Below are 9,476 nucleotides of genomic sequence, written 5' to 3' on the forward strand. Positions count from 1 at the left end.
GACTGAGCTGAACAACTCCGCACAACCGAGGGCGGTATTGGACCGTCTCTATAGGTGACCTGATCGTCAGCAGCACCTATAAGGACGGGCCCGGACGTGACCACGCCAGCCGATTCTCCGGACGTCGAGGACGCCCTTCCCACCGACACCGCTCCCGCCGGCCCGCCCGACGCCGACGCACCCCCCGCCGAGGCGCCGCCGAGGAAGCGCCGCCGCACCTGGTTGCGCGTCCTCGCCGCGGTCGTCTCCCTGGCGCTGCTGGCCGGGGCCGGCGTCTCCTGGTACCTGTACAAGCGGCTCGACGGCAACATCCGGACGGACACCAGCACCGCCCACGAGCTGATGCGGGTCCAGGCCGAGCGGCCCCCGGTGCTGCCCGAGGCGACCACCGCGGAGAACATCCTGCTCCTGGGCTCGGACAACCGCGGCGGCGGCAACGGGAAGTACGGCCAGGACAGCGGCACCCAGCGTTCGGACACCGCGATACTGCTGCACCTGGCCGCCGACCGGAAGAGCGCGACGGCGGTCAGCCTGCCGCGCGACCTCATGGTCGAGATCCCCTCCTGCCGGCGCGCCGACGGCAGCATGACCAGCCCCCAGTTCGCCCAGTTCAACTGGGCGTTCGAGTTCGGAGGCGCCGCCTGCACGATCCGCACGGTGGAGAAGGCGACGGGGATCCGCGTCGACCACCACCTCGTGGTGGACTTCAACGGTTTCACGAAGATGGTCGACGCGGTCGGCGGTGTCGAGGTCTGCGTCCCGCACCCCGTCCACGACCGGGACGCGCACCTGGATCTGGCGGCCGGCCGTCAACTGCTGCACGGAGAGCAGGCCCTCGGCTACGTCCGGGCCCGCAAGGGCATCGGCGACGGCAGCGACACCCAGCGGATGGACCGGCAGCAGCAGTTCCTCGCCTCCCTGGTGCAGAAGGTCGACTCCACGGGGGTGTTGCTCAACCCCGCCGCGCTCTACCCGCTGTTGAGCGCCGCCACCTCCTCGCTCACGGCGGACGAGGGCCTCGACTCGCTGGCCGAGCTGTACGAACTGGCCCAGAGCCTGCGCAAGACGCCCACGGACCAGGTGCGCTTCCTCACCGTGCCGCGCCGCCCCTACACGGCGGACCCCAACCGTGACGAACTGGTGCAGCCCGCCGCCGCCGAACTCTTCACGGCTCTGCGCGAGGACGGGCAGGTGACCGTCGAGCAGGACACGCACGCGGGTTCGGGCAGCACCCGTCCGGGGGCCGGCACATCCTCCGCCACCCCTGCGGCGTCTCCCACGCCCTCCGGGGGAGCGGCGGGCGCCTCCTCCTCGTACCGCGGCACCACCGCCGACAGCGACGTCTGCGGCGGCAGTGGGGATTGAACAGTTTGTCCCTGCACGGGAGAGCGGAATTTGTCAGCGACGGACGTACACGCTGAACTGTGGGGTTAGTGTGAGCGATCCGGCCTGTTGCAGCGGCCGAGACGGAGGACTCGATCGACCGTGGACACGCAAGGCCGTGGGCAGCACGTCGACCCGGCGGATCAGTGGGTTTTCGATCCCGAGACGGGCAGCTACCAGTTGCGGCTGGACCCCCCGCCGCCGGAGCGAAGCGTTCCCGCGCAGGGAACGGGCCGGCGGGCACAGCGCGTCCAGCCGCAGGGCGGCAGCCGCACACGACAGGGCGGTTCCGGCGCCGCGGGCGGCGGCCGCTCCGCCGAGCGCGGACGGGCGGCGGGCAGCGGCAGGCCGGTGGCCAACGGCCGTTCGGAGGGCGCCGGGAGACCGGCCGGCGGCGGCCGGGCCGCCGGCGCCAGGAGCGGAGGCGGCGGCCGCGCGGCCGCACGCACCAGCCGGCGTCGCCCGAAGGCCCGCGCGTCGGCCAGGAAACGGGCGCTGATCTGGACCGCCGGCACGCTGGGGGTCGTCGTCATCGCGGCGTGCGTCGGCGTCTACTCGCTGTACCAGCAGCTCAACGGCAACATCGTGACCATCGACCCGGGTATCGGCTCCAAGAACGCCACATCCACCGGGCCGGTCAACATCCTCGTCATCGGCACCGACAGCCGGCAGGGCCTGAAGGGCAAGTACGGCGACGCGGCCAACATCGGCCACGCCGACACCACGATCCTCTTCCACGTCTCCAAGGACCGCTCCAACGCGACCGCGTTGAGCATCCCGCGCGACATCATCACCGACATCCCGGACTGCCCGACGAAGCAGCCCGACGGCTCCACGAAGATCATCCCGGGTGAGAGCGGCGTCCGCTTCAACACCAGCCTGGGCCAGTACGGCCGCGACCCCGGCTGCACGATGCGCACCGTCGAGGCGCTGACGGGCATCACCCCGGACCACTTCATGATGGCCAACTTCGACGCGGTCAAGGACCTGTCGACAGCGGTCGGCGGCGTCGAGGTGTGCCTGGCCAAGGACATCGACGACCGGGACTCGCACCTGAAGCTGAGCAAGGGGCGGCACACCGTCGCCGGCGAGCAGGCGCTCGCCTTCGTCCGCACCCGGCACAGCGTCGGCTTCGGCGGCGACCTGAGCCGCATCGAGCTGCAGCAGCAGTTCCTCAGCTCCATGGTGCGCAAGATGAAGTCGGGCGACACACTGACCAGTCCGACGAAGCTGCTCAAGCTGGCGAACACGGCGACGAAGGCGCTCACCGTCGACACCGGCATCGGCAGCGTGACCAAGCTCAGCGAGCTCGCCAAGGACCTGAGCCGGGTCGACACCAAGAACATCACCTTCGCGACGGTTCCGGTGATAGACAACCCGGCCGAGAAGGTGCACACCACGGTGGTGCTGGACGAGACCAGGGCGCCGCAACTGTTCAGCATGGTGAAGGACGACGTCTCGCTCACCGAGGTGAAGAAGAAGCAGAAGGCGTCGGACGCGGCCAAGCTCAAGGGCCCCAAGGCCGACCCGGTCGACGTCCGGGTCGAGGTGCTCAACGGCAGCGGGGTCTTCGGTGCCGCCCAGGACACCGTCAGCTGGCTGCAGAACGACCACGGTGTCACCCGGTCCACCAACGGCGGCAACGCGCCCGCCGAGACGAAGAGGACGACGCTGGAGTACGCCCCCAACCAGGCCGACCAGGCACGCCGACTGGCCGACATGATGGGGCTGCCGGCCTCCGCGCTCCAGCAGGGCACCGAGGACGCCGCACCGCGCGCCGACATGACGCTCACCCTCGGCAAGGACTTCAAGGGGGCGGGCACGCCGATCGCCACGCCGACGAAGGCGCCCGAGGGGATCCAGAAGGTCGAGGCGGACGACAAGAGCGTGTGCGCCCAGTAGCCACCGGCTCGGGGCGTGCCGGGGCGTGGAGGCGCCGCAGCGGACGACGGGAGGCGGACAGCGATGGGCGGCCGCCGGCGGGACGGGATCCCCGGTCCGGCGCGGGACGGGAGCGCGGGCCGTCCCCGCCTTCCGGCGAACGGGGGTGCGATGGTCCTCACGTGTCGGCTCCGTCACACTCGCCGAGGGCGGCCGCCGGCGCGGCGGAAGGTCTCCCCCGCGAGCCGCCGGCGTGGCCGGACCGCCGCCCACGAGCGCCGCAACCCTTGCGGCCGGCTCCCGATGCCGCCCGCTTCTGCGTGTACAGGCCGCATCCCCGAGGTCCCGTTTTGGGGTGTTGCGCACCATCGCTTTACACGGGCGATAAGAAACCCGGGCTCTTGCCCCGTCGCGGTTTATGTATCGTGACCTCCAACCATCCGCGAGCAGGGCTGTTCCGGTTCCACAGGACTTCGACAGTCGCACAGCTGAGCATCACCCACGATCCGCGCGCTGCGGCGCAGCCGGTGGACCGTAGTGACCAGCGCGTCATGGGAGGGCCCCTATGCGCCACGGCAGCATCCCCGGAGGGCGGAACGCCCCCTTCGAACCTCACGAACCCGGGTGGGACGACTCTCCGTACGCGAACGGACACGGACAGGCGTACATTCCCCAGCAGCCCGCACATCCGCACCCGACGGTCCCGCAGCAGCCGCAGCGCGGTGGCTACCGCCCCGAGGAGCCGCAGCAGCCGCAGCACGGCGGCGGATACCCGCCGCCGCACGACGGTCACCCGCCCCAGGGCGGTTACCCGGCCCAGGGCGGTTACCCGGCCCAGGGCGGTTACACACCCCAGGAGGGCTACGCCCCGCACGGCGGGTACGCGCCGCAGGGGTACGCCCCGCAGGAGGGGTACCCCGCCCAGGGCGGGTACGCCCCGCAGGAGGGGTACCCCGCCCAGGGCGGGTACGCCCCGCAGCAGGGCTACGCCCCCCACCAGCCGGCCGGACGCGACACCGCGGGGTACGGCACGGGAGGCTACGGCCAGGACGACCGCGACGCGGGCTACGGCGCCTTCGGTGACGAGGGGCCGTCCACCGGCACCCTGACCGCGACGCACGGCGACGGGACGGACGACGAGCACGGCGGCCACGACACCCAGGACGACCACGACGGCCCGGACGACCACGACGGCACCGGCCGCCCCACCGACCGCCGGCGCAAGAAGGGCAAGAGGCGCGCCCTGCGCTGGGTGGCCATCGTCACGTCGGTGGCGATACTCGGGACGGCCGGCGCCGCCTTCGCGTACTACCAGCACCTCAACGCCAACATCAAGAAGGACGCGCTGAACCTTGGCGACAGCAAGGCCGCCAAGAGCAAGGCGAACGCGGCCGGCCAGACCCCGTTGAACATCCTCCTCCTCGGCTCCGACAGCCGGGCCTCCAAGGAGAACCAGAAACTCGGCGGCGCCAAGGGCGACGCGGACCGCAAGCCGCTCGCGGACGTCCAGATGCTGCTGCACGTCTCCGCGGACCGCAGCAACATGACCGTGGTCAGCGTCCCGCGCGACACCCGGGTCACCGTCCCCAAGTGCACCGACCCGGACGACGGGCACATCTACCCCGAGACCACGACGGACACGATCAACACGAGCCTCCAGCACGGCGGTCCCGGCTGCACCGTGGCCACCTGGGAGAACCTCACGGGCATCCACATCGACCACTTCATGATGATCGACTTCGCCGGCGTGGTCTCCATGGCCGACGCGGTCGGCGGTGTCCCGGTCTGCGTCGATGCCAACGTCTGGGACCGCAAGTCCGGGCTCAAGCTCACCAAGGGCGACCACACCATCAAGGGCCAGCAGGCCCTGCAGTGGCTGCGCACCCGGCACGGCTTCGAGGACGGCAGCGACATCGGCCGTACCCACGCCCAGCACATGTACATGAACGCGATGGTGCGCCAGCTGAAGTCGGGCACGAAGCTCACCGACCCCGGCGCGCTCACCGGCCTGGCGGAGGCCGCCACCAAGGCGCTGACCGTCGACACCGGCCTGGGCACCGTCAAGAAGCTCTACAACCTGGGCAACGACCTCAAACGCGTCCCCACCGAGCGCATCACCATGACGACGATGCCCTGGGGCGCCGACCCGCAGAACCCGACCGCGCACGTCGTGCCGACGCCCGCGGCGAGCAAGCTCTTCACGCTGCTCCGCAACGACCAGCCCGTGGACGGCAAGGCATCCAAGCCGAAGAAGCCCGGCAAGTCCACCACCCCCGCCGTGAAGGCCTCGCCCAAGGACGAGATCGCGGTGACGGTGCAGAACGGCACGGGCTCCGCCTCGACCCCCGCGGTCTCCGGCCGCGCGGGCACCGTCGCGGAGAAACTGAAGGCCCTCGGGTACACCCAGGCCGAGACGGACTCCACGCCGCAGTCGCAGTCCGGCACCACCATCACCTACGCCGACGACGCCGACAAGGCCAACGCCCTGGCCGTGGCCACGTCGCTGAAGCTGCCCACCGGCGTGGTCAAGAAGTCCTCCTCCGCAGATGGCATCACGCTGGTGATCGGCGCCGACTGGACGTCCGGGGCGCTTTACCCGGCGGCCAGCAGCAGCGACACCAAGGAGGTGCTGGACAACGCGAGCGCGCTCAACGCCTCCGACGACTCGGCGTGCATGAAGGTGAACCCCTACTACAAGTGGTAGGGGTCCGCCCCCCGCCTCACACCTCGGCCGACGCCCGCACCGCCGGGCGGCGGCCGGCGATGACCCGCCGGGCCGGCGAACGCGGACCGGTCAGGGCGAGCGCCACCGCGACACGCGGCCGCGCAGCGGCGGACAGGCCCTCGCCGGCCGGAAGCGATCCCAGCGCGATGGCCACGAGACAGCCGCCGGGCACGACGAAACCCAGCGGGCTGCCGCGGCGCCTGTGGACCCCTCCCGCAGGCGACAGGGGCCCACCCCCCGCCTCACACGTCGGCCGACGCCCGCACCGCCGGGCGGCGGCTGGCGATGACCCGCCGGGCCAGCGAACGCGGACTGGTCAGGAATCCGAAGCCCCAGGACATGTGCATCGTGGCGAGCGCCACCGGGACACGCAGCCGCGCAGCGGCGGACAGGCCCTCGCCGGCCGGAAGCGATCCCAGCGCGATGGCCACGAGGTAGCCGCCGGGCACGACGAAGCCGAGCGGGGTGAGCGCGGCGCCCACCACCACGCCCGCCGCGATGGCCACGACGGCGGCCGGGGCGGCCAGGTAGCGCAGGTTGACCGAGCCCTGGTGGTAGCGGGTGACGACGCGGCGCCAGCGCCCGTAGTCCTTGTACTGCTTGGCCAGCGCGCGCACGCTGGGCCGCGGGCGGTAGGAGACGCGCAGCTCGGGCGAGAACCAGATCAGGCCGCCGGCCTCGCGGATGCGGTAGTTCAGCTCCCAGTCCTGGGCGCGGATGAACTCCTCGTTGTAGCCGCCCTGCTGCTCCAGCACCTCGCGGCGGAAGACCCCGAGGTAGACGGTGTCGGCGGGGGCGGCGGCGCCGCCGGTGTGGAAGGCCGCGTTGCCGACGCCGATCTTCGAGGTCATGGCGGCGGCGACGGCGCGCTCCCAGTCGTTCTCGCCCTCGGCGTGCATGACGCCGCCGACGTTGGCGGCGCCGGTCTCCTCCAGCAGCCGCACCGCGGTCTTGATGTAGTCGGGCGAGAGCATGCCGTGGCCGTCGACCCGCACCACGACCGGGTGCCGGGAGGCCTTGATGGCGGCGTTCAGGGCGGCGGGCGTGCGGCCGGTGGGGTTGGGCACCGTGTGGACGCGGGGGTCCTCGCGCACCAGCTCCGCGGCGATCTCGTCCGTGCGGTCCGTGGAGGGCCCGAGGGCGATGACGACCTCGAGCTCGCCCGCGTAGTCCTGCTCGAGGATGTGGCGGACGGAGGTGCGCAGATACCGCTCCTCGTTGAGCACCGGCATGATCACGGAGACGGCGGGCGGCACGTCGGGGGTCGCAGGGTTCACAGCCGCACACGTTACCGCGAACGGATGATACGAGCGCGTGCGGCCGGGCGGGGCTCATTCCGTACGACGGTATGACTCCTTAGCGTGACTGCATGACCGTCGCTCGTCGCCGTCAGCAGCCCGCCCCAGCCCCACGCCGGCCCAGGAAGCGGCCGCCCGTGCGCCGTGGGATGCGTGTCCTCGGTGCCGTCTCACTGGGCATCCTGACCGCCAGCGGGATCGGGCACGCCGTGCTGGGGCACATGGACGACCGCCTGACGCGGGTGGACGCCTTCGCCGGGATGAAGAACCGCCCGACCCCCACCAAGGGCACCAACTTCCTTCTGGTCGGCACCGATGTGCGCCGCGGCCTGACCAAGGCGCAGCGCACCGGGCTGCGCCTTGGCGGGGAGCCCTGCGACTGCACCGACACGATGCTGCTGGCGCATCTGTCGCGCGACGGCAGGCGGGTCAGCGTGGTCGCGCTGCCGCGTGACTCGTACGCGGAACTGCCCCGCGCCGGCAAGCTGCAGTGGGCCTGGGGGGTGGGCGGTCCGGCGCTCGCCGTGTCCACGGTCGAGAAGATGACCGGGGTCAAGGTCGACCACTACGCCGAGTTCGACTTCGGTTCGTTCATGCGGACCGTCGACCACATCGGCGGCGTCGACCTCTGCTTCGCCCAACCGCTGCGCGACGCCGCGACCGGTCTCGACCTGCCGGCCGGCACGGTGCGCGCCGACGGCGGCACGGCACTGCGCTACGTGCGCTCCGGTCACATCCCCGGCGGCCTCGACCTGCAGCGGATGCAGAACCAGCAGCGGTTCCTGGCCGCCCTGGTCCGCCGGGTCAGCGACATCGGGCTCCTGCAGAACCCCGTCAAGCTCGACCAGGTGGCCAAGGCCGCGCTGGGCTCGGTGCGCGCGGACCGGCAGACCAAGCCGGACGACCTGATCGCCCTCGCCACGGGGCTGCGCGGCGGATTCGGGGCCCGCTCGGTGGAGTTCGCGACGGTGCCGGTGGACGCCACGCCGTTCCGGGTGCAGGGGGTGGGGTCGACCCTGCGCTGGGACGCCAAGGGGGCGAAGCGGATCTTCGACGCGCTGCGCGAGGACCGCCCGCTCACCGGCCCGGACGGCGGCCCTCCCGTCACGCCCAGCCCGTCGGCGCCCGAGCAGCCCGAGCGGGTCGAGGTGCCGCCCAAGTCGATCCGCGTCCAGGTCAACAACGGGACGACGATCAACGGGCTGGGTGCGCGCGTGGACAAGGAACTGCGCCGGGTGGGCTTCCGCACCACCGGCACGCCCGGCAACACCATCCGGCACGACGCGGAGTACACGGTCATCCACTACGACCCGGGCTGGGACCGCTCAGCCGAGGCCCTGGCGACGGCCCTGCCCTACGCGAAGATGCGTTCGGTGCCCGGACTGGGCTCCACCCTGCGCGTCACCGTGGGCGCGGACTACGACGGCGTGACCCCGGTGCGGGCCGGCGAACCGGACCCGCCCGTCGCGCCGCCGGTGGGCCTCCCGCCACTGCGCGGCGACCGCATCTTGTGCGGCTGAGGCCGCCGAGTGACGGCCGAACGGGCGCGGTCAGTCGTCGAAGCCGTCCGCGGCGCGCTTCTCGCGCAGCTCCATGATCGCCCTGCGGCGGGCCAGCCGGTGCGTGCGGCGGATCTGCGCCTCCTGCAGCCTGCGCCGGTCGCGCTCGGTCTCGGGTTCTATCTGGGGCACCGCACGCGGCTTGCCCTCGGCGTCCACGGCCACGAAGACGAGGTAGGCGCTGGCCACGTGGGTCGCCGGGCCGGACTCGTTCCAGCGCTCGGCGAGCACGCGCACGCCGACCTCCATGGAGCTGCGTCCCGTCCAGTTGACCTGCGCCCGCACCTTCAGCAGGTCGCCGACCCGCACCGGTTCGATGAAGGCCATCTCGTCCATGGCGCCGGTCACCGCGGGCCCCTCGGAGTGGCGGCCGGCGACGGCGCCCGCCGCGGCGTCCACGAGTTTCATGACCACGCCGCCGTGCACCGTGCCCAGCAGGTTGGTGTCGTGGTGGGTCATGATGTGCGCGAGTGTGATCCGCGAGGCGGACGTGGGCTTGGACGGCACAGGGTGCGGGGGCGGTTCCTCGAACATGGCTCCACCCTAAGAGGCCGCGACGCCGGCCCGCCTATCCGCGCGGCCTCTCAGCTTGACTTTAAACCCCACCAAGATCATGTCTTGGTGGGGTTC

7 protein-coding genes are annotated in these 9,476 nt (G+C 72.0%); 4 read left to right on the forward strand and 3 right to left on the reverse strand.

The features are described 5' to 3' along the window. Positions 1-96: 96 nt before the first annotated feature. From ACRWND_RS24485 to ACRWND_RS24495, 3 genes are all read left to right on the forward strand, one after another. On the forward strand, positions 97-1,365 hold the full coding sequence (locus ACRWND_RS24485; RefSeq protein ID WP_431952929.1) for an LCP family protein: 1,269 nt from the start codon (positions 97-99) through the stop codon (positions 1,363-1,365). Positions 1,366-1,485: 120 nt separating this feature from the next. Further along, complete coding sequence (locus tag ACRWND_RS24490) at positions 1,486-3,285, forward strand: LCP family protein (RefSeq protein ID WP_431952931.1); 1,800 nt, start codon at positions 1,486-1,488, stop codon at positions 3,283-3,285. Between the two features lie 1,084 nt (positions 3,286-4,369). After that, positions 4,370-5,968: an LCP family protein gene (locus ACRWND_RS24495; RefSeq protein ID WP_431952941.1), complete on the forward strand. Its 1,599-nt coding sequence runs from the start codon at positions 4,370-4,372 to the stop codon at positions 5,966-5,968. A gap of 16 nt (positions 5,969-5,984) precedes the next feature. Here the strand turns inward: ACRWND_RS24495 and ACRWND_RS24500 are convergent, their stop codons facing one another. Both ACRWND_RS24500 and ACRWND_RS24505 read right to left on the reverse strand, forming a co-directional pair. Further along, complete coding sequence (locus tag ACRWND_RS24500; RefSeq protein ID WP_431952933.1) at positions 5,985-6,161, reverse strand: hypothetical protein; 177 nt, start codon at positions 6,159-6,161, stop codon at positions 5,985-5,987. Between the two features lie 70 nt (positions 6,162-6,231). Further along, positions 6,232-7,266 (reverse strand): glycosyltransferase family 2 protein, encoded by a 1,035-nt coding sequence (locus tag ACRWND_RS24505; protein WP_431952935.1) that lies wholly within the window; start codon positions 7,264-7,266, stop codon positions 6,232-6,234. A gap of 92 nt (positions 7,267-7,358) precedes the next feature. On the opposite strand from ACRWND_RS24505, the gene ACRWND_RS24510 reads away from it, so the two are divergent. Continuing rightward, positions 7,359-8,807 (forward strand): LCP family protein, encoded by a 1,449-nt coding sequence (locus ACRWND_RS24510; RefSeq protein WP_431952937.1) that lies wholly within the window; start codon positions 7,359-7,361, stop codon positions 8,805-8,807. 30 nt (positions 8,808-8,837) lie between these two features. On the opposite strand, the gene ACRWND_RS24515 is transcribed toward ACRWND_RS24510, so the two are convergent. Next, positions 8,838-9,380 (reverse strand): acyl-CoA thioesterase, encoded by a 543-nt coding sequence (locus ACRWND_RS24515; RefSeq protein WP_431952939.1) that lies wholly within the window; start codon positions 9,378-9,380, stop codon positions 8,838-8,840. Positions 9,381-9,476: the final 96 nt, after the last annotated feature.

It is taken from the genome of Actinacidiphila sp. bgisy167 (assembly GCF_965342175.1).
GTDB lineage: Bacteria > Actinomycetota > Actinomycetes > Streptomycetales > Streptomycetaceae > Actinacidiphila.